23 protein-coding genes are annotated in these 24,620 nt (G+C 67.7%); 11 read left to right on the plus strand and 12 right to left on the minus strand.

Annotated features, from left to right (window positions below):
* The first annotated feature begins 65 nt into the window (after nt 1-65).
* The 6 genes from ASD94_RS00235 to ASD94_RS00260 all read left to right on the plus strand — a co-directional run bounded on the left by ASD94_RS00235 (nt 66) and on the right by ASD94_RS00260 (nt 4,535).
* Entirely contained in the window at nt 66-440 is a 375-nt protein-coding gene (locus tag ASD94_RS00235; protein WP_056636973.1) for a 6-carboxytetrahydropterin synthase, read from the plus strand.
* A 62-nt stretch (nt 441-502) separates the two neighbouring features.
* Entirely contained in the window at nt 503-883 is a 381-nt protein-coding gene (gene panD / locus ASD94_RS00240; protein ID WP_056636975.1) for an aspartate 1-decarboxylase, read from the plus strand.
* A gap of 2 nt (nt 884-885) precedes the next feature.
* Complete coding sequence (gene bioA, locus ASD94_RS00245) at nt 886-2,211, plus strand: adenosylmethionine--8-amino-7-oxononanoate transaminase (protein ID WP_056636978.1); 1,326 nt, start codon at nt 886-888, stop codon at nt 2,209-2,211.
* The gene (gene bioD / locus ASD94_RS00250) at nt 2,211-2,882 is read left to right on the plus strand and encodes a dethiobiotin synthase (protein ID WP_056636980.1); all 672 of its coding nucleotides are present in this window, start codon (nt 2,211-2,213) and stop codon (nt 2,880-2,882) included. The genes bioA and bioD overlap by 1 nt, the downstream gene beginning before the upstream one ends.
* Complete coding sequence (gene bioF, locus ASD94_RS00255; RefSeq protein WP_056636984.1) at nt 2,879-4,099, plus strand: 8-amino-7-oxononanoate synthase; 1,221 nt, start codon at nt 2,879-2,881, stop codon at nt 4,097-4,099. Before bioD ends, bioF begins: the two co-directional genes overlap by 4 nt.
* Nucleotides 4,100-4,175: 76 nt before the next feature.
* Complete coding sequence (locus ASD94_RS00260; protein WP_015015454.1) at nt 4,176-4,535, plus strand: 5-carboxymethyl-2-hydroxymuconate Delta-isomerase; 360 nt, start codon at nt 4,176-4,178, stop codon at nt 4,533-4,535.
* 21 nt (nt 4,536-4,556) lie between these two features.
* Here the strand turns inward: ASD94_RS00260 and ASD94_RS00265 are convergent, their stop codons facing one another.
* From ASD94_RS00265 to nadC, 7 genes are all read right to left on the minus strand, one after another.
* A complete protein-coding gene (locus tag ASD94_RS00265; protein ID WP_056636987.1) occupies nt 4,557-5,630 on the minus strand; it encodes an SDR family oxidoreductase in 1,074 nt (357 codons plus the stop codon).
* A gap of 75 nt (nt 5,631-5,705) precedes the next feature.
* The gene (locus ASD94_RS00270) at nt 5,706-6,182 is read right to left on the minus strand and encodes a CBS domain-containing protein (protein WP_056636989.1); all 477 of its coding nucleotides are present in this window, start codon (nt 6,180-6,182) and stop codon (nt 5,706-5,708) included.
* Between the two features lie 168 nt (nt 6,183-6,350).
* The gene (locus ASD94_RS00275) at nt 6,351-7,121 is read right to left on the minus strand and encodes a hypothetical protein (RefSeq protein WP_056636992.1); all 771 of its coding nucleotides are present in this window, start codon (nt 7,119-7,121) and stop codon (nt 6,351-6,353) included.
* Nucleotides 7,122-7,255: 134 nt separating this feature from the next.
* Nucleotides 7,256-7,456, minus strand: coding sequence for a hypothetical protein (locus ASD94_RS23430; protein WP_056636995.1), 201 nt, complete (start codon nt 7,454-7,456; stop codon nt 7,256-7,258).
* Between the two features lie 414 nt (nt 7,457-7,870).
* Nucleotides 7,871-9,676, minus strand: a complete 1,806-nt coding sequence (gene pabB, locus ASD94_RS00285; protein ID WP_056636997.1) for an aminodeoxychorismate synthase component I — start codon at nt 9,674-9,676, stop codon at nt 7,871-7,873.
* A gap of 74 nt (nt 9,677-9,750) precedes the next feature.
* The gene (gene nadA / locus ASD94_RS00290; RefSeq protein WP_056637000.1) at nt 9,751-10,881 is read right to left on the minus strand and encodes a quinolinate synthase NadA; all 1,131 of its coding nucleotides are present in this window, start codon (nt 10,879-10,881) and stop codon (nt 9,751-9,753) included.
* Complete coding sequence (gene nadC / locus ASD94_RS00295) at nt 10,878-11,729, minus strand: carboxylating nicotinate-nucleotide diphosphorylase (RefSeq protein WP_156391305.1); 852 nt, start codon at nt 11,727-11,729, stop codon at nt 10,878-10,880. Before nadC ends, nadA begins: the two co-directional genes overlap by 4 nt.
* Nucleotides 11,730-11,895: 166 nt before the next feature.
* Between nadC and panB the strand changes: the two genes are divergently transcribed.
* Nucleotides 11,896-12,777, plus strand: a complete 882-nt coding sequence (gene panB, locus ASD94_RS00300) for a 3-methyl-2-oxobutanoate hydroxymethyltransferase (RefSeq protein ID WP_056637007.1) — start codon at nt 11,896-11,898, stop codon at nt 12,775-12,777.
* 46 nt (nt 12,778-12,823) lie between these two features.
* Nucleotides 12,824-13,663, plus strand: a complete 840-nt coding sequence (gene panC / locus ASD94_RS00305; protein WP_056637010.1) for a pantoate--beta-alanine ligase — start codon at nt 12,824-12,826, stop codon at nt 13,661-13,663.
* A 73-nt stretch (nt 13,664-13,736) separates the two neighbouring features.
* Here panC and ASD94_RS00310 read toward each other — a convergent pair whose 3' ends face one another.
* Nucleotides 13,737-14,459: an alpha/beta fold hydrolase gene (locus ASD94_RS00310; protein WP_056637013.1), complete on the minus strand. Its 723-nt coding sequence runs from the start codon at nt 14,457-14,459 to the stop codon at nt 13,737-13,739.
* Nucleotides 14,460-14,621: 162 nt separating this feature from the next.
* On the opposite strand from ASD94_RS00310, the gene ASD94_RS00315 reads away from it, so the two are divergent.
* The 3 genes from ASD94_RS00315 (at nt 14,622) to ASD94_RS00325 (ending at nt 21,945) form a co-directional block, all read left to right on the plus strand.
* Nucleotides 14,622-18,119: a DUF2126 domain-containing protein gene (locus ASD94_RS00315; RefSeq protein ID WP_056637015.1), complete on the plus strand. Its 3,498-nt coding sequence runs from the start codon at nt 14,622-14,624 to the stop codon at nt 18,117-18,119.
* A gap of 239 nt (nt 18,120-18,358) precedes the next feature.
* On the plus strand, nt 18,359-21,004 hold the full coding sequence (locus tag ASD94_RS00320) for a circularly permuted type 2 ATP-grasp protein (RefSeq protein WP_056637018.1): 2,646 nt from the start codon (nt 18,359-18,361) through the stop codon (nt 21,002-21,004).
* A gap of 2 nt (nt 21,005-21,006) precedes the next feature.
* Complete coding sequence (locus ASD94_RS00325) at nt 21,007-21,945, plus strand: transglutaminase family protein (RefSeq protein WP_056637021.1); 939 nt, start codon at nt 21,007-21,009, stop codon at nt 21,943-21,945.
* Nucleotides 21,946-22,055: 110 nt separating this feature from the next.
* Here ASD94_RS00325 and ASD94_RS00330 read toward each other — a convergent pair whose 3' ends face one another.
* From ASD94_RS00330 to ASD94_RS22950, 4 genes are all read right to left on the minus strand, one after another.
* Nucleotides 22,056-23,216: a putative zinc-binding metallopeptidase gene (locus tag ASD94_RS00330; protein ID WP_056637024.1), complete on the minus strand. Its 1,161-nt coding sequence runs from the start codon at nt 23,214-23,216 to the stop codon at nt 22,056-22,058.
* A gap of 190 nt (nt 23,217-23,406) precedes the next feature.
* Nucleotides 23,407-23,724, minus strand: coding sequence for a BON domain-containing protein (locus tag ASD94_RS00335; RefSeq protein ID WP_056637624.1), 318 nt, complete (start codon nt 23,722-23,724; stop codon nt 23,407-23,409).
* A gap of 175 nt (nt 23,725-23,899) precedes the next feature.
* On the minus strand, nt 23,900-24,292 hold the full coding sequence (locus ASD94_RS00340; RefSeq protein ID WP_056637027.1) for a hypothetical protein: 393 nt from the start codon (nt 24,290-24,292) through the stop codon (nt 23,900-23,902).
* Nucleotides 24,293-24,373: 81 nt separating this feature from the next.
* A complete protein-coding gene (locus ASD94_RS22950) occupies nt 24,374-24,538 on the minus strand; it encodes a DUF1328 domain-containing protein (protein ID WP_010463174.1) in 165 nt (54 codons plus the stop codon).
* Between the last annotated feature and the right edge of the window lie 82 nt (nt 24,539-24,620).

The following is a 24,620-nucleotide window of genomic DNA, read 5'->3' on the forward strand; positions in this document are numbered from 1 at the left end:
GGAACGCCTAGCCAGGGCCGCTTCGCTGAGTTTTTGAGCCTCTCTTAGCCCTTTGAGATCACCGTATGTTGTTCACCATCTCCCAGCGCTTCTTCTTCGACGCCGCCCACACCCTGCGCCGCGAGATCGAGGCCGAAGGCAGCCGCCGCGTGCACGGCCACACCTACCACGCCGAAGTGTTTCTGACCGGCCCGCGCGACCCCGCCACTGGCATGGTGCTGGACCTGGGCCTGCTGCGCCAGGGCCTGGCTGTGGTGCGCGAGCAGCTGGACCACCACATGCTGGACGAAGTGCCCGGCCTGGGCACGCCCACGCTGGAGAACCTGTGCCTGTTCATCGCCCAAGCACTGCCCGCCGACCTGCGCGCCAGCGTGAGCCGCGTGCGGGTGTGGCGCGAAGCCTTGGGCGACAGCTGCGCGCTGGACTTCTCCCAGCCCTGACCGGCCACGGCCCTGCCACCGGCAGGCCCTCCCCCATTCACAGACTTCACCCAAGGAAGCCGATGTTCCGCACCCTGCTCAAATCCAAGATCCACCGCGTGGCCGTGACACAGTGCGAGCTGCACTACGAAGGCTCTTGCGCCATCGACGAAGACCTGCTGGACGCCGCCAACATCGCCGAGAACGAGCAGATCCACATCTGGAACATCAACAACGGCGAGCGTTTTGTCACCTATGCCATCAAGGGCCAGCGCGGCAGCGGCATGATCTCGGTGAATGGCTCGGCCGCACGCCGCGCCTCGGCGGGCGACCTCATCATCATTGCGGCCTTTGCGCAGGTGCATGAAGACCAGGTGGGCACGCACCGGCCTCAATTGGTCTTCGTGGACGAGCACAACCGCCAGACCGCGCTGCGCCACGCCGTGCCCACCCAGGCCGTCTGACCATGCAGCCAAAGCACGACGGGCTGGTGGCCCGCAGCCTCACCAGCGTGTGGCATCCGTGCACGCAGATGAAGCGGCACGAGACCCAGCCGCCCGTGGCCATTGCCCGCGCCCAGGGCCCGTGGCTCTATGGCACCGACGGCCAGCGTTACCTGGACGGCATCAGCTCCTGGTGGGTCAACCTGTTTGGCCACAGCCACCCGCACATCCAGGCCGCGCTGGTGGACCAGCTGGGCCGGCTGGACCATGTGATGCTGGCGGGCTTCACCCATGCGCCCGTGGTCGAACTGTCGGAGCGCCTGGCCGCACTCACCGGCCTGGGCCATGCGTTCTACGGCAGCGACGGCGCGGCCGCCACCGAGATTGCGCTCAAGATGAGCGCGCACTACTGGCGCAACACCGGCCGCCCCGCCAAGAGCCGGTTTGTGGGCCTGGCAGGCGGCTACCACGGCGAAACCGTGGGCGCGCTGGCCGTGACCGACATCGCGATCTTCCGCGAGGCCTATGCGCCCCTGGTGCGCCTGGCCGACACCGTGCCCAGCCCCGATGCACGTGGCGCCGCTCCGGGCGAGACGGCGCAGGACGTGGCCCGGCGTGCTGCTGCGGCGCTGGAAGCCTGGCTGCAGGAACACCACGCCACCACGGCTGCGCTCATCGTCGAGCCCCTGGTGCAATGCGCAGCAGGCATGGCCATGCACGACCCCGAATACCTGCGCCTGGCTCGTGCGCTGTGCGACCGCTACGAGGTCCACTTGGTGGTCGATGAAATCGCCGTGGGCTTTGGCCGCACGGGCACCATGTTCGCGCATCAGCAAGCAGGCATCCGGCCGGATTTCATCTGCCTGTCCAAGGGCCTCACGGGCGGCACGCTGCCGCTGTCGGCCGTGCTGACGACGGACGCGGTGTATGCCGCTTTCTACGATGACGATGTGGCGCGCGGCTTTCTGCATTCGCACTCGTACACCGGCAACCCGCTGGCCTGCCGCGCCGCGCTGGCCACGCTGGAACTGTTTGAGCAGCTGGATGCGCTGAACGCCAACAAGGCGTTGGCGCAGCGCATCGACGCCGCCTGCGCATCGCTCAACCAGCACTCGCGCGTGCGCCACGCGCGGCGCGTGGGAATGATCTGGGCCTGGGATGTGGACACACCCCAGCCCGACTTTGCGCGCCGCTACCACCAGCACGCCATGGCGCGGGGACTGGTGCTGCGGCCGATTGGGAAAACGCTGTACGCCATGCCGCCCTATGCGCTCGACGACGAGGCTGTGCAATGCCTGGCCCATGGCGCGCTGGATGCGCTGAACGCCACCCTGCAGGAGGAAAGTTGATGATGGGATATTTTGTGACCGGCACCGACACCGGTGTCGGCAAGACGCTGGTGTCCGCCGGGCTGCTGCACGCGCTGGCGCGCCACTACCGCCGCGTGGTGGGCATGAAGCCCGTGGCGGCCGGCCTGGTGCCTTGGGGGGACGACTGGGCCAGTGAAGACGCGATCGCACTGCGCTCGGCCTCCACCCTGGCCGTGCCACCAGCGCTGGACAACCCTGTGCTGCTGCCCGACCCGCTCTCTCCCAACATCGCAGCGGCGCGGGCGGGCGTGCAGATCGACATCGACGCCATCGTGCGCAGCTACCAGGCACTTGCCGCGCAGGCCGACGCCGTGGTGGTGGAGGGTGCAGGGGGCTTTCATGTGCCGCTCACCGACACACTCACGGGCGCCGACCTCGCCCAGGCCCTGGCGCTGCCTGTGGTGCTGGTGGTGGGTTTGCGCCTGGGCTGCCTGAACCACGCCCTGCTCACGGCCGAGGCGATCCGCGCACGCGGCCTCACGCTGGCGGGCTGGGTGGCCAACCGCGTGGACCCCGACATGGAGGCGGTGGAAGACAACATCGCCTACCTGCGTGCACGGCTGAATGCACCACTGCTGGCCGATGTGCCGTACCAGGAACTGCCGGAACCCGGCAGCCTGGTGTTTGACCTGCCGAAGGACTGGCGATGACAAGCCCCACGGCGCCACAGTCGTCATGGCTCGACGAGATCCCTGCGCGCCTGGCAGACATTGAACGCGCCCACCTGCTGCGCCGCCGTCGCGTGGTCGAGCCCGCTGGCGGCGCCCGCCTGCGGGTGGACGGCCAGCCCATGCTGGCCTTTTGCAGCAACGACTACCTGGGCCTGGCCACCCACCCCGCACTGGCCCAGGCCGCTTGCGAGGCCACTGCGCACTTTGGTGTGGGCTCGGGCGGATCGCCCCTGGTCAGCGGGCACAGCGCCGCCAACGATGCGCTGGAGCACGACCTGGCCGCCTACGTGCAGCTGCCCCGCGCGCTGTACTTTTATGCGGGCTATGCCACCAACGCCGGCATCATCCCTGCGCTGGTGGGCGACGGCGATGCGCTGTTCTCCGATGCGCTCAACCATGCCTGCCTGATCGACGGCGCCCGCCTGTCGCGCGCCACCATCCACCGCTATCCGCATGCCGACCTGGCTGCGCTGGAAGCACAACTCGCCGCCAGCCCCGCACGGCGCAAGCTGGTCATCAGCGACGCCGTGTTCAGCATGGACGGTGACCTGATCGACATCCCGGCCCTGATGGCGCTGTGCGAGCGTTATGACGCCCTGCTGCTGCTGGACGATGCCCACGGCTTTGGCGTGCTGGGGCCGCAGGGGCGCGGAAGCCTGGCACAGGCCGGGCTGACGGGGCCCAACGCCTCGCGCCGCGTGCTGTACATGGCCACGCTGGGCAAAGCGGCGGGCGTGGCCGGTGCATTCGTAGCGGGGGATGCCGCGCTCATCGAATGGCTGCTGCAAAAAACGCGCACCTACATCTTTGCCACCGCCGCCCCGCCGCTGCTGGCGAGTGCGCTGCGCCAAAGCCTGCGGATCATGGAGACGGCCGACGACCGGCGCGCGCACCTGGACGGACTCATCGCACAGCTGCGCCAGGGCCTGGCCCCACTGCCCGCACCGCTGGGCTGGCACCTGCTGCCCTCGCACACGCCGGTGCAGGCGCTGGTGATTGGCAGCAATGAAGCCGCCCTGGCCTTGATGGAAGGCCTGCGCGCCCAAGGCCTGTGGGTGCCTGCCATCCGTCCGCCCACCGTGCCAGCAGGTACGGCGCGGCTGCGCATTGCGCTGTCGGCCGCGCACACCACCGACGACGTGGCGGAGTTGATAGAGGCGCTGCATGCGCTGGCAACGCTGTCACTCAGCCATTGATGCACCGCAGTACCATGCACAGCCCAGGCCACCTGCCTACGCAGGCCCTTCCCCATCCATCCAACGAGACGATTCCATGCCCCACCTGACCATCGAATACTCGGCCAACCTGCCCCACTACCCCGAGGCCGAAACGCTGACCGCCCTCAACGCCGCCCTGTGCGCCCATCCCCAGGTGCAGGACGAAGCCGATCTGAAGACGCGCTTCATCGTGGCCGACAGCTTCGAGATCGGCATTGCGCCTGCCAACCGCGCGTTTGTGCATGCCCAGTTGCGCTTGCTCGCCGGGCGCACGCCCGAGGCCAAGAAGGAACTGTCCGACCTCATTGCCGCAGTGCTTCGCGAGCGCACACCCCGGCCGCAGGGCGTGCTGGTGCAGCTGAGCGTGGAGATCGTCGATATGGACCGGGGTTCGTACGCCAAAGAACGGCTCTGACGCGGCCCGCGTTCACCGGCCTCAGGCCCCGTCGCCTGCGCTGCCGGTGATCGGCAGCACGATGCCCGTGATGTAGCTGGAGCAACACGGCGCCGCCAGGAACACATAGGCGGGCGAGATTTCCTCGGGTTGCGCCGGGCGGCCCAGGTGTGTTTTGGCACCAAAATTTTCCACCTCCCTGGCGGGGCGGTCTGCGGGGTTCAGCGGTGTCCACACCGGCCCCGGCGCCACCGCGTTCACGCGAATGCCCCGGTCGGCCAGGTTGTGCGCCAGCGCCTTGGTAAAGGCATGGATAGCGCCCTTGGTGGCCGAATAGTCCAGCAGCTCCTTGCTGCCGCGCAGGCCCGTGACCGAGCCGGTGTTGATGATCGAATCGCCGCGCTGCAGATGCGGCAGCGCCGCCTTGGCCATGTGGAAGTAGCCGTAGATGTTGGTGCGGAACGTTTCGTCAAACCGCTCCTCGGTCAATTCGTCGAGCGAAGCAGCATGCTCCTGGAACGCCGCGTTGTTGATCAGCACATTGAGCTTGCCAAACGCCTTCACGACCTGGGCGACCGCCTGGTTGCAGAAGTCCACTTCCTTCACGTCGCCCACCAGCGCCAGACTGCGACCGCCTTCGGCCTCGATCAGTTCACAGGTCTTTCGCGCGTCCTCGTGTTCATCCAGGTATGCAATGGCCACGTCCGCGCCTTCACGGGCACAAAGCACGGCCACCGCCCTGCCAATGCCGGAATCTCCCCCCGTGATCAGCACGGCCATGCCATCGAGCTTGCCGCTGCCCCGATAGTGCTGGGCCTGGTAGCGGGGTTTGAGCTGCATGTCGGCTTCGAGGCCGGGTTTGTCCAGATGCTGGCGCGGCAAGGGTGGGGTGGGCTCGTCATGGCCTGGCCCGGGCGCAGCGCGCCGAGTGCGGGCACGTGTGGTGGTCGCCGATGTTGCTTGGGCAGCAGCGGCCTTTCTCTGCGCGGCCTTGTCGTGGTCGCGCAGGTCCTGGCGGGCCTGGATCGCGCGGTGTTTGACTGCAGTCTCTTTCGCCGTGGCGCCGACAGCGGTTGCCCTGCGTGGGCGGGAACGCGGGAGGGTGGAGGTGGTCATGGCGTCATGTCTTTCTGCCGCAAGGAAGGCGTTGGGATAAGGGAATCAATACAAGCCAGGGCGCTGCGGGCAGCGTCAGTCCGTCTGCCGGCCACCCGCAGCACCACTGGCTGCGGACAGTCCGCCGCGATGGGGCTGCGACGGCTCGGAAATGCCACGCAGCGCGCTCGCTGTCCGGTCGTCCTCGTTACCCCGGGTGGCCAGGTCGCCCAGCGACACCATCCCCACCAGCCGCTGGTCCTTGTCCACCACCGGGAGTCGGCGCACCTGCTGGCTGCGCATCGACTCCAGCACGGCAGACACTGCGTCGTGCTCATGGCAATACAGCATGCCCTCAGACATCAGTTCACTCACCAGTGCATGCATGCGCTCCTGCGCCACGCCACGTACCACGATATCGCGGTCGGTCACCATGCCCACCAGCCGCACGCCGTCGCAGACCGGCAGGGCTCCCACGTCCAGTTCGCGCATCGCTTGCGCTGCCTGCGTCACGGTGTCGCTCGGAGCGACAGTGCGTATACCCCGGGTCATGACATCAGCGATGGTTTGCATGGGGACTCCTTGAAGCTGCTGTGGGATGAGGACGAAGGGAAAACAAAGAAAAGCCGTCGACCGGTAGGCGGGACCAACCCGCCCGGTGATCGGGCCGAGGGTCGCAAACGCATCCCCCGGCCCGAGAACCGGCATCCGCCCCCGTTCGGGCGGGGTCAGGCGCCACGGTCAAGTCGCGTCCTTGGATTTGGCGGTGTTGCCCTGAGAGCCGCTGGACGTGCCGCCGGAAGCGTTGTTCACGCCCGAGCCCTTCTGGTTGTGCTGGCCTTGCGACGACTGGCCCGATGTACCGGGGGTGCGGCTGGATCGCCACTGGCTGAAGTCATCGGAGAACTTCTGGTAACGCTCCTTGCGCCAACTGTCGTAGTCGTCATCCAGCATGCGCAGTTGCTCGTCGCGCCACTGCTGGTAGTCAGAATCGCGGTGGCCCCGGTTCTGCTGGGCAGGTGGCGCGTTGCGGGTGAAGCCGTAGGCATTGCCATGGGAGCCCTGGCCCCAGTCGCCCTCGCTATAGGGCGAAGCAAAACGACCTTCTGCGTCGCGAAAAGCCTGGCTCTCGTACGGCGCGGCCCACGCGCGCTGTGGGCGGTCAAGGTCCTGGTCATAGCCAGAGCGGCTCTGCGAGCCATACCAGCCGCCCGCATCGCGGCTGGCGCGCGAGGGGTACCCTTGTGATTCACTGCGGTAGGCCCCGCCACCGCCCCGGGTCAGGCCGTACTGGCCGTAGCGTTCCTGGCTGGCGCGTTCGTGGTCATACCGGTCGCTGCGATGATCGTTGCGGCCCTCGAACTCCTGGCGATAACCGCCAGGGCCGCCGCTACGGTGGTCGTCGCTGCCGTAGCCCTGGTGGTCACCGCGCTCGTTAAAGCGCATGTCATCGGCATCGCGGCCCATGCCGTGACGCGAAAAACTGCTGTCGTCGCTGTCTCTGTAGCCCATGGTGTTCTCCTTACGGTCAATGGGAAAAGTGAAATAGAAGAAAACTGGAGAAGGCGGAGGGAGGCCGCGTGGCGCGGAGCCGTGCCTTTAGGCAGGCCGCAATCACGTAGCCATCGCCGCCCTCCATCACGGCCTCAAGGCTGGCTTTTCTGCGAATCGCGGCCGCCCTGCTGCTTTTGGTCATGGCCTCGCTGTTGCGAGTCGACTTCGTTCTGGGCGCCTTGTTGGCGCTGGGAGTTGCTGCCCGTGCTCTGCTCTGCCTGGCGCTGCTCCGCCGGAGACTGGCGCTGAATGGAGGGCTTGCTTTGCGGGTTCTGCTGGTTCTGCTGAGACATGTTGGCTCCTGTTGAAGGGTTGAATGAAACGTTCCACACGAAGCCTTGGAGAGGCGCCGTGTGTAGGTTCATGTTCGCGGGGCACTAGAGCGCTTTTTGTAGGCCTTGTCCGATAGGCCTGTGGGTCTGGTGCGATGCGGTGTAAGCAGGCACACAGGAGGTAGCGGGATGCAAGCGAAGGGTTGCCAGACAGCGTCGCGGGGCCTGGCAAGGCGGCGGTCCGTGCAGCAATCTGCAGTGCCACAGCGGGCTTCGCTCGCCTGGGGAGGGCGCGCTACCTCCGCCACATCCTGGCGCCCTTGGGCGGGGCGCCGCGCCTGCGACCTGGGCGCATTCAGCCCCTCGGGTGAACCGCTCCGCCACCATCACCGAAGCCCTGGAAGCCAGCAGCGCGGTGGCGGGCGAAGGGCCGTCCTATGCGTCCAGCGTGGCGGCCAGCCAGCCGCGCAGGCTGTTGATGAACGCCCAGCCTTGCACGCGGGGCACATCGGCCACGCGCAGCACGGCCTCCGTCACCCGGCCCTCGCGCAGCGCCACGGCGCGGCCCACGCCGGGCAGCAGACCGCAGGACAGTGGCGGCGTCACCCAGCGCCCGTCGATGAGCGCAGCGATGTTGCCAAAGGTGCTCTCGGTGATCTCGCCTGCCGCGTTCCACAACACGGTGTCGAACACACCGGGCGTGGTGGGGGCAAGCGCCGCGTAGTGCGCGCGGCGCGTGGTCTTGTAGCGCACAAACTCGCTGTGTGCCTCGGCCAGCGGGCGCGGGGCTAGCTGCAGGCGCACGGGCTCGGCCGTAGGCAGCAGGGCAAAGGCCTCGGCCCGGGGCGTGCCCGTGGCGCCCAGCAGCAGGCGCACGCGCCATGCGCCTTCGGCGTGGCCTGCCGCCAGTGCCTGCAGGCATTGCGATACCGCCGCCGCATCCCAGGGCACACCGAAGTGCGCCGCCGCCGACTGCAGGCGTGCCAGGTGCTCATCCCGGTGCCGGAAGGTCCCGGCCTGCAGCGCCATGGTTTCGAGCAGGTCAAAGGGCTGGCTTGCGCGCTCGACAAACGCGCGCTTGTGCTGCCACTCATTCCACTCGGCATCGGCCAGCGCGCCCGATGTGATGCCACTACCGATGCCGCAGGTGGCGTGGGTCTGCGCCCCTTCGGCCCGCAGCACCACGGTGCGGATGGGGACGTTGAAGGTCGCGGCCACGGCATGCTGGCCCTGCGCATCGGGCAGCCCGGCCGGACGCACCACACCCACGGCGCCGCAGTACACCCCGCGCGGCGCGGGCTCCAGTGCGCGGATCGTCTGCATGGCGCGCACCTTGGGCGCCCCTGTGACAGAGCCGCAGGGGAACAGCGCCGCAAACATGTCCGTCAGCGTGGTGCCGGGCCGCGTGCGCGCCGTCACGTCCGAGGTCATCTGCCACACCGTGGGCAAGGCCTGCGTGGCAAACAGCGCGGGCACCTGCACGCTGTGCGGCAGCGCAATGCGCGACATGTCGTTGCGCAGCAAGTCCACGATCATCACGTTCTCGGCACGCTCCTTGGGCGCCGTGCGCAGGTGCTCGGCCTGCTGCGCGTCCTGCTCGGGGGTGGCGCCGCGCGGGGCCGTGCCCTTCATGGGGCGGGCCAGCAGGGTGCCGCCTTCCGGCGCGTCCTGCCAGTCAAAAAACAGCTCGGGCGACACTGACAGCACCTGCTCGTCACCCGCCTGCAGGTAGGCAGCATAGCCCCCGGGCTGGGCGCGCAGCAACGCAGAAAACAAGGCCTGAGGCGAACCCTGCAGCGTGCCGCGAAAGGGCGCGGTGTAGTTGACCTGGTACAGCTCGCCCGCTGCGATGGCCTGCTGGATTTGCGCCAGCGCGGCGTCAAACGCCTCGCGCTCGGGGCTGTCGTTCCACACCACCTGTGCAGGGGCAGCGGCCGCTGCAGCATCCGCCGCATTGTCTGCCCCGGGCTGGGGCGCGTCGTACACCGCAAACCAGGCCAGCGGGCCGTCGGCCGCGTGGGTCTGCAATGCGGCATCAAAGGCCGGCGCGGCCTCGTAACGCACATGGCCCACGCACCAGCGGCCCTGCTGGGCGGCGGCGAACACGGCGTCGAGCACACTGCGTACCTCGTGCAGTGCGTGGGCCACCAGCACCTCGCGCGGTGCCTCGAACCGGTGGCGCAGGCGCGCGGCTCCCGCAGTCAGCGGCTGGGTAAAGTCAATGCGGCAATTTATGGTCAAAACAGGCAATAGCGCAGATGAATCAAGCGCCAATAGCTATCAAAACATGAGCATTCAAAGCTTTCTGAGCAAACTCAGGCGGCACCCAGGTGGGGCATCAGCGCCCCCGTGGGTTGACCGTTCTTGAGCGCCGCTGTGAAGGCCAGCATGCGGTCAATCGGCTGGCGCGCACGCGGGATGAGCGCCGGGTCCACATGCACAGCGTTCGCACCGGTCTCCAGCACCCGCGCCACATCGGCCAGGCCGTTCATTGCCATCCAGGGGCAGTGCGCGCAGCTCTTGCAGGTGGCGCTGTTGCCCGCCGTGGGGGCTTCGTAAAACGCCTTGCCGGGGTTGAGCGTGCGCAGCTTGTGCATCATGCCGTTATCGGTGGCCACGATGAACTCGGTGGCATCCATCTCGCGCGCAGCCTTGAGGATGGCGCTGGTGGAGCCCACGGCATCGGCCAGGGCCACCACGTCGGCGGGGCTTTCGGGGTGGACCAGCACTTTGGCATGCGGGTGCTGCTTTTTCAGCAGCTCCAGCTCCAGCGCCTTGAACTCGTCGTGCACGATGCAGGCGCCGTTCCAGAACACCATGTCAGCGCCCGTTTCGCGCTGGATGTAGGCGCCCAGGTGGCGGTCGGGCGCCCACAAAATCTTCTGGCCTGCCGCCTTCAGGGCACTCACGATGTCGAGCGCGCAGCTCGATGTGACGAGCCAGTCCGCACGCGCCTTCACGGCCGCGCTGGTGTTGGCGTAGACGACCACGGTGCGATCAGGGTGCTGGTCGCAGAACGCGCTGAATTCGTCGATGGGGCAGCCCAGGTCCAGCGAGCAGGTGGCGTCCAGGTCGGGCATGAGCACGGTCTTTTCCGGGCTCAAAATCTTGGCCGTCTCGCCCATGAAACGCACGCCGCTCACCACCAGGGTCTGCGCCGCGTGGTCGCGGCCAAAGCGGGCCATCTCCAGCGAATCACTCACCAGGCCGCCGGTTTCCTCGGCCAGGTCCTGCAGGTCGGGGTGCACATAGTAGTGCGAGACCATGACCGCGTTTTTTTCCTTGAGCAGACGGCGGATCTTGTCTTTGAGCGCGACACGCTCAGCCTGTGTGGGCTCGGGCGGCACGCGCGCCCAGGCGTGTTTGGTGGAGCAGACGACGCCCGATGCCGCCTCGTCGGGCTGCTCGTATTCGACGTCGATGCGGTTCAGGGTTGCGGTGCTCATGCCAGCTCCTGCAGACGCATCGAAAAGTCGGTGGCCTTCACGTCCTTGGTCAGCGTGCCGATGGAGATGCGGTCCACGCCGGTCTCGGCCAGTTCGCGCAGGCCATCGAGCGTGACGCCGCCCGAGATTTCCAGAATCGCACGGTCCGCGTTGATGCGCACGGCCTCGCGCAGCATGGGCAGCGGCATGTTGTCCAGCAGCACCATCTTGACGCCCGCGTTCAGCGCCTCGGTCAGTTGCTGCAGGGTTTCGACTTCAATCTCGATGAATTGGGCTTGCGACGCCACCTGCTGTGCGGCGCGCAGCACGGCCGTCACGCCACCAGCGGCAGCAATGTGGTTCTCTTTGATCAATACCGCATCGTGCAGGCCAATGCGGTGGTTGGTGCCGCCGCCCACGCGCACGGCATATTTCTGCGCTAGGCGCAGGCCGGGGATGGTCTTGCGCGTGTCCACGATCTGGGCGCGCGTGCCAGCCACCACGTCCACATAAGTCCGGGTCTTGGTGGCCACGGCCGACAGCAGCTGCAGAAAGTTGAGTGCGGTGCGCTCGGCGCTCAGCAGTGCGCGGGCCTGACCTTCCAGCTCCAGCACCACCTGGTCGGGGGCGCAGCGCTGGCCTTCGGCCACATGCCAGGTGATCTGCACCGTGGGGTCGAGTGCGCGCAGGGCCGCTTCGGCCCAGGGGGCGCCGCAGATCACGGCGGCTTCGCGCGCCAGGATGCGCGCGCGGGCGCGGCGGGCGGGGTCGATCAGGCCGGCGGTGAGGTCGCCGGTGCCCACGTCTTCGGCCAGGGCGCGGGCCACATCGGCCTGGGCCAGGGCCTTCACATCGTCGTTGTCTCTCATAGTGCTTTTCGCGGGGGGCGTCGCTGCTGTCATGGGCCGCGAGCATACCGGGAACGCAAAGGCCACTGTGCCAGTGCAGGCCCGCCCTGCCCGCGCCGGAAACCAATAAGTACACCCAGTATTGGTCGCATAGACTCGCGGCAATTTTTTGGCACCACCGCGCTCCATGACCGCCACCAGCCCTGTTTCTGCCACGCCCTACGGCACGCTGCCGCCTGCATCGCCCCTGCCCCAGCGCCGCCCTGTGAGCCTGCCGCGCCTGGCGCAGATGCGCGCAGCGGGCGAGAAGATCACCATGCTGACCGCCTACGACGCCACCTTTGCGGCCGTGGCCGATGCGGCGGGGGTGGAATGCATCCTGGTGGGTGATTCGCTGGGCATGGTCTGCCAGGGCCTGCCCAGCACGGTGGGCGTGACGCTCGACACCATGGCCTACCACACGGCCAGCGTGGCGCGCGGCCTGCACCGCGTGCAGGGCACGGCCTGGCTGGTGGCCGACCTGCCCTACGGCACCTACGCCGAAAGCCGCGAGCAGGCGCTGCGCAGCGCCTGTGTGCTGATGCAGGCGGGGGCGCACATGGTCAAGCTCGAGGGCGGCGGCTGGACGGCGCCCACGGTGGAATTCTTGGTGCAACGCGGCGTGCCGGTGTGCGCCCACCTGGGGCTGACGCCACAGACGGTGCACGCCCTGGGCGGCTACCGCGTGCAGGGCAAGACCGACGATGCCGCCCGCACGCTGCGCAAGGAGGCGCACGAACTGCAAGACGCAGGCGCCGCCATGCTGGTGCTGGAGATGGTGCCCGCCGTGCTGGCTGCCGACCTCACGGCCGAACTGCCGCACTGCCACACCATCGGCATCGGCGCGGGCAACGGCACGGCCGGGCAGGTGCTGGTGTTGCACGACATGCTGGGCATGAACCTCGGGAAGATGCCGAAGTTTGTCCACAACTTTATGCAGGACGCGGGCAGCGTGCGCGGCGCCATGGAGGCGTATGTGCAGGCCGTGAAGCAAGGGCGCTTCCCGGACAACGCCCAGCACGCCTGGTGATCCCTTTTCCTATCTTCTTCTGCCCCCACCGACCCCATCCCACCCCATGCTGATTGCCCGCTCCGTTGCCGACCTGCGCCAGGCCCTGGCCCCTTACCGCCGCCCAGCCTTTGTACCCACCATGGGCAACCTGCACGACGGGCACATTACCCTGGTGCGCCAGGCCCAACCCCTGGGCGATGTGACCGTGGCCAGCATCTTTGTGAACCGCCTGCAGTTTTTGCCGCACGAGGACTTTGACAGCTACCCGCGCACCTGGGAGGCCGACTGCGCGCAGCTGCAGGCCGCCGGTTGCGATGTGCTGTTTGCCCCGCGCGAGACGGACCTGTACCCCGAGCCCCAGACCTTCAAGGTGCACCCCGACCCACAACTCGCCGACATGCTGGAGGGTCACTTCCGCCCCGGCTTTTTTGTGGGCGTGAGCACGGTGGTGATGAAGCTGTTTGCCTGCGTGCTGGGCGCCACCGGTGGCGTGGCCGTGTTTGGCAAAAAGGACTACCAGCAGCTCATGGTGATCCGCCACATGGTGCGGCAGTTTGTGCTGCCCATCGACATCGTGGCGGGCGAGACCTGCCGCGCGGCCGATGGCCTGGCGCTGAGCTCGCGCAACGGCTACCTGGGCCTGGAAGAGCGGCAAGAGGCCGTGGCCCTTTCGCAGGCCCTGAAGCGGCTGGCGCAGCAGTGGCTGGACGCCAGCGACCGCAGCGCGCTGGCGGCCCAGGCGCAAGACGCGCTGCGCGCCCGGGGCTGGGCGCCCGACTACCTCACGGTGCGCCGCCGGGCCGACCTGCTGCCCGCCACGGCTGACGATGCGGCGGGAACTCTGGTGGCGCTGGGTGCTGCGCGGCTGGGTAGCACGCGGTTGATTGACAACCTGGAGTTTTGATTAGCTATCAATTCAATAGCTATCAGCGCTTACCCATCGAGCGGTAGCGGCCAAAAAATCCTCAAACCCCAGATCAAATCCATCCATTGCGGGCCAGCCACTGCACCAGCAAGCCGGTCACCACCTCGGGCTGCTCCATGGTCAGCATGTGGCCGCTGTCGGGCAGCAGGTGGCGCTCGGCGCCGGGCACCAGCGCCGCGATCTCTGCCGAGCATTCCGGCGGCGTGAGCTGGTCGGCCGCGCCACACACCACCAGCACGGGGCAAGCCACCTGCGACAGGTGCACCCGCGCATCGGGCCGGTGGATCACGGCACGGTTCTGGCGCACCAGGTGGTCGGGGCCCGCGTCCAGCACAAAGTCCAGGTAGGCCTGCACCAGCTCCGCCTTGGCGGCGTTCACGGGGTGGAAGGCCAGGGCCACGTTGGGCTCGATGACCTCGCGCACCCTGCCCTGTTCAAACAGTTCGATGGCGCCTTCGCGCAGGGCGCGCATGTCGGGTGTCTCGGGCCGCGCCGTCGTGCCCAGCAGCGCCAGCCCTGCCACCCGCTGCGGCGCCTGGCGCGCGGCCTCCATGGCGATCATGCCGCCCATCGACGCACCGGCCAGCACCAGTGGCCCCGCGTGCTGTGCCAGCAGCCGTGCGGCAAAGTCCTCGATGCGGTGCAGGTTCATATCCTGGTGGGCGGTGGCGACCTCGGGGCGCAGCGCGGCGGGCAGCAGCGGCAGCACGCCGCGCCACATGCGTTCATCGGCGGCCAGGCCGGGCAGGAGCAGAAGTTGGGGGGAGTGGGACATGGGTAAAAAAAGGGCATCACCAAGTTGGTGCGCCATCGCAAGCATGCAGACAGCCCCGGCAGCGGGGCACGGACCGCACATTGTGAACAGCCGATGACCGCTTGTCACCGCCCCCGGAATAGTTGCCCGCGATGGCTCGGGACTTGCTAGCATGGTCTGCATATGCCCATCCACGCCGCGCTCCACCACGTCACGCATTACCAATACGACCGGCTGGTCGGCCTCGGGCCGCAGACCATCCGATTGCGGCCTGCGCCCCATTGCCGCAGCAATGTGATTTCGTACTCGCTCAAGGTCGAGCCCGCGCAGCACTTCATCAACTGGCAGCAGGACCCGTTTGCCAACTACCAGGCGCGGCTGGTGTTCCCCGAGAAGACGCGCGAGTTCAAGGTCACGGTGGACCTGGTGGTGGAAATGGCGGTCTACAACCCCTTCGACTTCTTCCTGGAGCCCGAGGCCGAGCACATCCCCTTCAACTACAGCAGCGATGTGCAGCAGGAGCTGGCGCCCTACCTGGCCACCGACGCGATGACGCCGCTGGTACAAAAGTACCTGGACAAGATCGACCGCAACAAGCAGCGCACCATCGACTTTCTGGTCCAGCTCAACCAGCAGGTGTCGCAGGACATTCGCTACCTGATCCGCCTGGAGCCCGGCGTGCAGACGCCCGAGGAGACGCTGCAAAAGGCCAGCGGCTCGTGCCGCGACTCGGGCTGGCTGCTGGTGCAGCTGCTGCGCCACCTGGGGCTGGCGGCACGGTTTGTGTCGGGCTACCTGATCCAGCTGACCCCCGATGTGAAGGCGCTGGATGGCCCCAGTGGCACCGACCACGACTTCACCGACCTGCACGCCTGGTGCGAGGTCTACCTGCCCGGCGCGGGCTGGATTGGCCTGGACGCCACCAGTGGCCTGATGGCGGGCGAAGGCCACATTCCGCTGGCCTGCACGCCACAGCCCTCGGGCGCAGCGCCGATTGAAGGCGGCGTGGACAAGGCCGAGGTGGAGTTCAGCCACGAGATGCGCGTGACGCGCATCTACGAATCGCCCCGCGTGACCAAGCCATATACCGAAGACCAGTGGCAGGCCGTGCTGGCCCTGGGCGAGCAGGTGGACGCCGACCTGGTGGCGGGCGACGTGCGGCTGACGATGGGCGGCGAGCCCACCTTTGTGGCCGTGGGCGACCGCGACGCGCCCGAGTGGAACACCGACGCGCTGGGCCCCACCAAACGCGGCTTTGCCACCCAACTCACGCACAAGCTGCGTGCCGAATATGGACAGGGCGGCTTCCTGCACTTTGGCCAGGGCAAGTGGTACCCGGGCGAGCAGCTGCCGCGCTGGGCACTGTCGATCTGCTGGCGCGCCGACGGCCAGCCCGCGTGGCAGAACCCCGCGCTGTTTGCCGACGAGCGTGACCCATCCCACTACACCAGCGCCGACGCCGAGCGTTTTGTGCGCACGCTCACACGCAAGCTGGGCATCACCGACCGCTACATCCAGCCCGGTTATGAAGACACTTTCTACTACCTGTGGCGCGAGCGCCGCCTGCCGGTCAACGTGGACCCGTTCGATGCGCGCCTGGACGACGAGCTGGAGCGCGCACGGCTGCGCCGCGTGTTCGAGCAAAAACTCGACAGCGTGGTGGGCTATGTGCTGCCGCTGCAGGCAGGGGAAGGCGCGGGCACGCTGGCGGGCAGCGTGTGGAGCACCGGGCCGTGGTTCTTCCGCGACGACCGCATGCTGCTCATCCCCGGCGATTCGCCCATGGGCTACCGCCTGCCGCTGGACGCCCTGCCCTGGGTGAAGGCATCGGACACCGAGCCCCTGATCCCGCAAGACCCCACCGCGCCGCAGGGCCCGCTGCCCGCTGCCACCACGCTGCGGGCGCGGTATTCCGTGCCCGCAGGCCCCGTCACCGGCGACCGCGACCTGCCCTACCTGGCAGGCGCCACCGCACCGGGCGAGGCCCGGCGCGTAACGCAGAGCACTGCGGGTGGTGACAATGCGCGCCTGACCGGGCAGCCCGATCCGCATGCAGGTACGCAGCCTCCAAGCAAGTTCCAGTCCGCCGCAGGCCTGTCGCGCACCGCCCTGTGCATGGAGGTGCGCGACCCGCGCCGCGCGAGCGGCCCGAAGGCCGAGAAGGTGGGCGAGAAGTACGGCGTGCTCTACGTCTTCATGCCCCCGCTGGAGCGTCTGGACGACTACCTGGACCTGCTGGCCGCCATCGAGGCCACGGCTGAAGAACTGGGCATGAAGATCGTGCTGGAAGGCTACCCGCCGCCGCGCGACGCACGCCTGAAGGTGCTGGCGGTGACGCCCGACCCCGGTGTGATCGAAGTGAACATCCACCCCGCCAGCCACTGGAAGGAGCTGGTGCAGCACACCGAGTTTCTGTACCAGGCGGCGTGGAAGACGCGCATGTCGGCCGAGAAGTTCATGACCGATGGCCGCCACACCGGCACCGGCGGCGGCAACCACTTTGTGATGGGCGGCGCCACACCGGCCGACTCGCCCTTCTTGCGCAAGCCCGAGCTGCTGGCCAGCCTGCTGCTGTACTGGCACAACCACCCCAGCCTGAGCTATCTGTTCAGCGGCCTGTTCATTGGCCCCACCAGCCAGTCGCCACGCGTGGACGAGGCGCGCAACGACCAGCTGTATGAGCTGGAGATCGCCCTGCGCGAGATAGAGGCCAACCGCGCCATCTACGGCCAGGACATGCCACCTTGGCTGGTGGACCGCACCTTGCGCAACATCCTGGTGGATGTGACCGGCAACACGCACCGCAGCGAATTCAGCATCGACAAGATGTTCTCGCCCGACAGCAGCACAGGCCGCCTCGGCCTGCTGGAGCTGCGCGCGTTCGAGATGCCGCCCCATGCCCACATGAGCGTGGTGCAACAGTTGCTGCTGCGCGCCCTGATCGCCCGCTTCTGGAAGACGCCCTACCGCGCGCCCGCCGCCCGCTGGGGCACCGAGCTGCACGACCGTTGGATGCTGCCCACCTTCATCCAGCAGGACATGCACGACGTGGTGGCCGAGATGAATGCGGCAGGCTATGCATTTGACGCGGCTTGGTTTGCGCCGCAGTTCGAGTTCCGCTTCCCCATGGTCGGCACCGTCCAATCGATGGGCGTGGAGCTGACCCTGCGCAACGCGCTGGAGCCCTGGCATGTGATGGGCGAGGAAGGCTCTGCGGGCGGCACCGTGCGCTATGTGGATTCGTCGCTGGAGCGCATCGAGGTGCGCGTGACGGGCATGAACGAAAGCCGCCATGTGGTCACCGTCAACGGCCAGCCGCTGCCGCTGCAAAGCACGGGCACGACCGGCGAATTTGTGGCGGGCGTGCGCTACAAGGCCTGGAACCCGCCCTCGGCCCTGCACCCGACCATTGGCGCCCATGCGCCACTCACGTTCGACATCGTGGACACCTGGATGAACCGCTCGCTGGGCGGCTGCCAGTACCACGTGGCACACCCGGGCGGGCGCAACTACGACACCTTCCCGGTCAACGCGTATGAGGCCGAAAGCCGCCGCCTCGCGCGGTTCTCGCGCATGGGCCACACGCCGGGCCGGCTGGCGGTGCCACCGGCGACCATCGAGCTGCCGGGCAGCCGGGAGTTTCCGTTCACGCTGGATCTGCGGCGAAAAATGAGGCCGTAGGAAAGCCCCCCTGAGTCGCCTGCGGCGCCTCGGTGCCCCCGCCAGAGGCGGCGGCTCTTCGGGCACGTCCAAGTCTGCGCAGGCAGGCTTGGAGCCGCGGCCCTCAGCCCCCAAAGAGGGACGACGCCCTCGCTGCGGGGCGGCCCTTGCTCGGCGTCACTGGCCTGGGCCGCGCCGGTTTTGAAGGCTGTGGGTTACCCGCAGAGTGTTGCTGACCAAATGCCCGAAAATCGAGCGCAGTGAACCACCTCAACGACAGCCTTCCATCCCCCGACCCTTCCGACAGCGCGGCCCAATGGGCGGCTGCGCTGGCGCCTGCTGCGGCGGCCGGGCATTTTGACGAGTTGCGGGGTGCCCGCGTGCCGGGCGCTCCCAGCACTGCAACCGCAGCATCAGCTCCTAAATCCATAGCAAACAACGCAGACGTTACTAGCGCCTGGGCCCAATTCTTTGATCAATTAGGCCCCGAAGGCTTCCAGGACCTGGACCGGCGCATGCAGAGCCTGCAGCGGCAGGTGCGCGACAACGGCATCACCTACAACGTCTATGCCGACGCCGACGGCCCGCAGCGGCCCTGGTCGGTGGACCTGTTTCCGCTGATCCTCTCGCAGGGCGACTGGGCGCACATCGAGCGCGGCGTGTTGCAACGCGCGCGCCTGCTCGACCGCGTGATGGCCGACGTGTATGGCCCGCAGGAGCTGCTGCGCAGCGGCCTGCTGCCCAGCGCCCTGGTGCAGGGGCACCCCGGCTACCTGCGCGCCATGCATGGCGTGCAGCCTGTGGGGGGCACGCATTTGCACATCGCCGCGTTCGACATGGCGCGCGATGGGCAGGGCGACTGGTGGGTGGTCACACAACGCACGCAAGCGCCCTCGGGCCTCGGGTATTTGCTGGAGAACCGGCTGCTCATCTCGCGCCTGTTCCCCGAGGCGTTCAGCCAGATGCATGTGCAGCGCCTCGCTGCCACCTACCGCGCGCTGCTCGATGGGCTGCGGCAGATGAGCCCGGCGGGGGCGGATGCGCGCATCGTGCTGCTCACGCCTGGCCCGTACAACGAGACCTACTTTGAGCACGCGTACCTGGCGCGCTACCTGGGCCTCACGCTGGTGGAGGGCAACGACCTCACGGTGCGCGATGCGCGCCTGTACCTCAAGACGCTGCACGGCCTGCAGCCCGTGCACGGCATCCTCAAGCGCCTGGACGACGAGTTTCTGGACCCGCTGGAGCTGCGCAGCGACTCACGCCTGGGCGTGCCCGGCCTGCTCCAGGCCCTCCGCGCGGGCAACGTGCTGGTGGCCAACGCACCCGGCTCGGCGTTCCTTGAATCGTCAGCGCTGCTGGGTTTCATGCCCGCGCTGTCGCGCCATCTGCTGGGTGAGGAGCTGGCCCTGCCGTCGCTGCCCACCTGGTGGTGCGGCGAGCACACAGCCATGCAGGCGGTGCTGCCGCAGCTGGCCCACAGCGTGATCCGGCCCACCTGGCCCATGGCGCAGCGCGTGCCCGTGCTGGGCGGCGCGCTGTCGGCGCCAGACCTGGCGCAGTGGTCCGCACGCATCGAAGCGCAGGGCGATGAATACACCGTGCAGGCCCACCTGCCGCTGTCGCAAATGCCCACCTGGCGCACCAAGGACACGGAGGATGCAGCGCCGGATAGCAGCCCCATCGCGCCCCGCTCGGTGATGCTGCGCGTGTTTGCGGTGTGCGATGGCCCCGGATCGTGGCGCGTGTTGCCGGGCGGGCTGGCACGCCTGGCCCAGGGCGACAGCGGCATCACATCCATGCAGCGCGGCGGCAGCAGTGCCGATGTGTGGGTGCAGACCGATGGCCCCGTGGACACCACCACGCTGCTGGCCCACAACCAGGCCGCGCCCGCCGTAGTGCACCGCAGCCGCCAAGTGACCAGCCGCGCGGCCGAAAACCTGTTCTGGCTGGGTCGCTACACCGAACGCACCGAGAACGTCACGCGCCTGGCGCGCACCACGCTGCAATGCCTGAACGGCGAGGACCAGACCTCGCAGCCACTACTGGCCTGGCTGAGCGCCATGGGCGTGAGCCAGGGGCTGGTGCTGCCCACGGTGCCCGCCGCGGGGCAGGCACGGCGCGTGTTCGAGCGCTCGCTGATCGCCGGGCTGACGCAGCCCGAGCAGGTGACCAGCGTGGGCTTCAACCTGCGCGGCATAGTAGGCGCCGCATCGGCTGTGCGCGACCGCCTGTCGCAAGAGCACTGGAACCTCATCGTGCGGGCCGAGGCGGAGTTTTTTGCACCCCGCACAGACGCCGAAGACGACGGCGACTATTCGCCGCTGGATGCGCTGCGCCAGCTGGAAGTGCTGAGCGGCCACACCGCCGCCATGACGGGCCAGCAGACCGACCGCATGACCCGCGACGACGGCTGGCGCCTGCTGTCCATAGGGCGGCATCTGGAGCGCCTGGGCTTTTTGGCCTCGGCACTGGAAAGCGGCCTGCAGACCGGCGCCGTGCACGATGAAGGCGGCTTTGAGGCCATGGTGGCGCTGTTTGACAGCACCATCACCTTCCACGCGCAGTACCAGCAGCGGCGCGACATGCCCGCCCTGCTGGACCTGCTGGTGATCGACCGCGACAACCCCCGCTCGCTGGCCTGGGTCGCGCAGACGCTGCGCGGGCGCATTGCCAAGATCGAAGCCGCTGCAGGTACGCCCGGCGAATCCGCCGCCACGGGCATTCCCGACGCGTCCGACCTGTCGCTGGCAGCCCTGTGCGCACAGGATGCCGACGGGCGCCATGCCGTGCTGGAACAGTACCTGCGTGGCTGTGTGCAGGGCGTGGTGGGACTGTCGGATGTACTGGCGACGCGGTATTTCACCCACTCTGCCGACGCGCTGCGGCACAGCGTTGGAGTTTGACCATGCGTCTGCGTGTCGTCCACGAAACGCTGTACCGCTACAACCCGGCGGTGCAGAACGCCCAGCACATGGCCCATCTGCGCCCACGCACCGGCCCCGTCCAGCGTGTGCTGACCCATGCACTGCAGATCGACCCCGCCCCCGCGCAGTGCGAGACCACGCAGGACGTGTTTGGCAATACCCGCGCATTCTTCAGCCTGCCGTTCACCCACGAGCAACTGCGCGTGCGCGCCGAGACCCTGCTGGACACCACGCCGCCGCCGCCCGCTCCGCCCGGCGAGCCCTGGGAGGCCGTGCGCGAACGCCTGGGCTACCGGCGCGGCCAGCCCTACCAAGACGCCACCGAGTTCAGCTTTGCCTCGCCCTACATCCCCCGGCACGCCGACTTTGTGGCCTATGCCGCCGCGAGCTTTGCGCCGGGCCGCCCGCTGATGCAGGCCTCCAGCCATCTGATGTCGCGCATCCATGCCGACTTTGCCTACACCGCCCACGCCACCGATGCGGGGACGCCCGCGCTCGAATCGCTGCGGCTGCGCCGGGGCGTGTGCCAGGACTTTGCCCACGTGATGATCGGCTGCCTGCGCAGCCTGGGCCTGGCAGCCCGGTATGTCAGCGGTTACCTGCTGACAGAGCCCCCACCCGGCCAGCCCCGGCTCGTGGGCGCCGACGCCTCGCATGCCTGGGTGTCGGTGTGGTCCCCCCCCCCCGCCGATGGGGGAGACCGACCGGGCCACGAGGAGTGGTTTGACCTGGACCCCACCAACGACCGCCCGGCGGGCGAGGACTACGTGACGCTGGCCATTGGCCGCGATTTTTCGGACGTATCGCCGCTGCGCGGCGTGATCCACGGCGGCGACCACCATGTGCTGCAGGTGGGGGTGACGGTGGAGCCCTTGCACAGGGAGCCCCACCCCGTGGCGGGATCAGAGCAACCGGGCTGAATCGCAGGCCGTGGCTACCCCTGGCGGGCAGCGACCCGCTCCATCAAAAGCCATGCACACTCCTCGGTGGCAAACTGCCCGATGCAGGGCCAGCGCAGCCCGCCGATCCGCTACTTCGCCGTCTTTTTACGGGCGCCTGGAGTCGCTTTCGCGGCAACTGGAGTCGGCATCGGAGCCACCGTAGCGACCGGGCGATGCGCCGCCGCGCGCACCAGGTCGTGCACAAAGCGCAGCTTGGCCAATACCTGCTCCGCCAGCGCAAACGGGTAGGCGTCCGGCTGCCCCAGGCTGCGCGTGAGGCTGTTGAGCAGCAGCGTCAGCGGCACCAGGTGCTGCACCATGGACTGAAAGTCGGGTGCCGGACTGGCAAAAGGGTCGATGGCGCTGCTGCGCTGTGCGCCGTAGATGCCGGGAATGGTGACCTCGGTGGCATAGCTGGCCGAGGTTTCCAGCAGGTCGATCATGTGCAGGTAATGGGCCCAGGTCTCGGCCCAGTCTTCCCACGGGTGGGCGGCTGCGTAGGCGCTCACGTGGTGGTCGGCCCAGTCGTTGCCCTCGTTGCCTTTGGCATAGTGCGCTTCCAGCGCCGCTGCGTAGTCCTGGCGTTCATCCCCAAACATCTGGCGGAAGTCGTCCAGCCGGTCGCCGTCGCGCACGAGCTGATCCCAATAGAAGTGGCCAGACTCATGACGCAAGTGGCCGATCAGCGTGCGGTAAGGCTCACCCAGCGCGATGCGTCGGCGCGCACGCTCGTCGTCGTCTGCCTCGGCCACGTTGAGGGTGATGGTGCCGTTGTTGTGGCCCGTCAATACGGGCGGACCGCCCGGCACCTCGGCCAAGAATTCAAACACCGGGCTCGTACCGCCGGGCGCGGGTTCCAGGCCCAGGCGGGCCAGGCTGTAGAACAGCCGCCGCTTGGCAGCCTCGATCTGCATCCAGCGCCCCATGTTCGCGGGTTCGGACAGGTCGGGCATCACACGGGTCTGGCGGCACGACACACACAGCTCTGTGAAATCGTGGACAGGTATCGCAAAGTTGCAGGCTTGGTGGTCCGTGTGGTTTCGGCACATGCGGTACAGGCGCCCGCTGGAATGGGCGCCGCCCTGCCTGCCCCTGCGGCGCCACAGGTCGGCACCATCCTGCGGCGCAGGGGTCAGTGCGGCCATCGTCAGCACATCGGGCAAAAACGCCAGCGCACTGCCGCAATGCAGGCACTGCACGCTGTCGAAAAACACCAGATGACCGCAATGGTCGCAATTGAATACCCGCATGGTGTGGAGCTTATACCCCGTGGGTCAGAAGAATGGTTGGAACATGGCGTGGGCCACTGCCACCGCAACACGCGGGGGTGGAGGCCCCATAAAAAAGCAGGCGCCAGGGCATGCCCGGTGCCTGCTTCGTGAGGGATGACCGCTGCGCCGGGGCACTCAACCCCAGGAGCGCAGCATCAACCCGCGCTGGTCAGGGACGCACAACAATGCTGTTGCGCACTTCGCGCACATGCTTGGTGTTGCGTGCAATGTTTTCAGCCTGGTTCTTTTCGGCTTGCGACTTGGCGAAGCCCGACAGCTGCACCGTGCCATTAAGCGTTTCCACGCTGATGGCCGTGGCCGACACGGTTTTGTCTTCGGCCATCTTGGCCTTCACGGCGGTGGTGATGCCTGCGTCATCGACGTAGGAACCAACGGTCTGTTGTTCGCGGGCGACCGAGCAGCCGGTGGCCGTGACGATGGTGATGCCGGCAACTGCGGCGAAGGCGAGGGCACGTGCGTATTTCATGGTGTTTTCCTTGTTCAAGAATGGTTTGGGAACGCGGGTGCTGGGACAGATTCAATCTACCGGTCTGTTGCACCCTCCGCGACCGGCGGACTGTGGGAAAAGGGGCAGCGCTGGGAGGGCATCAAAATGCCGCACTGCTGACAAGGCACCGGCGTGCGAACCGGTGCGCGAGCCGTCAGTATGCATTGCGTCGGCGGGACATCCACATCGCGACCGTCGCCAGCAAGGCGCCGGATGCGGCGGCAATCACCAGCGACTTGCCGGGTTGCTCGGCCACGTACTTGCCAGTGACTTCAGCGGCCTGCTGGATCTGTTTGCGGGCCCGCGCGCTGGTCTCTGCACAGTAGTCGATGCTTCGGGCAGCCAGGTCCTGGGCGCGCGCAGCCAGGTCGTCAATCGCAGGGTCGGCTTGGCGGCGCAAATTGCGCACGCCCGCTTCGGCTTTGTCCAGCGACTGGTCGGCTGCGGCGCGGGTGGTCTGCACGGCATCTTGGGCACTTTGCAGCACATCATCGGTCAGGTTACGGACGCCGTGGGTCACTTTGTCGGTTGCGGTCTGAAGGCTCATGGGGAAACTCCTTGGGGTACGGGTAAAGAGAATGCGCTTCGCTTGGGGCCAGAGGCGGTACGACGGGCTGTGCGGCCAGCCTCACCCCTTCTTGAGCAGCCCCAGCACAAAGGTGACCACGGCCATGATCACGAACACGAAGAACAGAATCTTCGCAATGCCCACGGCACCAGCAGCAATGCCGCCAAAACCGAAGAGGGCTGCAATCAGCGCGATCACCAGAAAAACAACTGCGTAGTGCAACATTTCCTTCTCCTTATGGGGGGCCGGCTTGCCGGCGGATCGGATGGCGCCAAAACCTCAACGCCTGGAGCTACTGTAGGCACCG

This window comes from Acidovorax sp. Root70 (assembly GCF_001428225.1).
GTDB lineage: Bacteria > Pseudomonadota > Gammaproteobacteria > Burkholderiales > Burkholderiaceae_C > Acidovorax.